Raw genomic sequence first — 219 nt, forward strand, 5'->3', positions numbered from 1 at the left:
GCTCCTTGGGGATCCCCATCACCTTCTCCATCGCCCACCGGGCGGGCCCGAAGTTCATCGCGAACGACGCGGTCCGCGGGAACATGCTCGCGAGGCTCGCCGACGTGCGGTAGTTGGCCAAGATTCGGTTCCGAATGTACTCCATCGAGAGCTTCTCCATCTGCCGCTCGACGAACTGCCCGCGCGCCTCGTTGTGCATCTGCGAGAGCGGCACCCCGG

1 pseudogene is annotated in these 219 nt (G+C 65.8%); it reads right to left on the reverse strand.

The annotated features are described in order from the left end of the window. Positions 1–219 (reverse strand): annotated as a pseudogene (locus tag EXE45_RS19255) (anaerobic glycerol-3-phosphate dehydrogenase subunit C); the annotation flags it as partial.

It is taken from the genome of Halorubrum sp. SP9, from assembly GCF_005435015.1.
GTDB classification, from domain to species: Archaea; Halobacteriota; Halobacteria; order Halobacteriales; family Haloferacaceae; genus Halorubrum; species Halorubrum sodomense.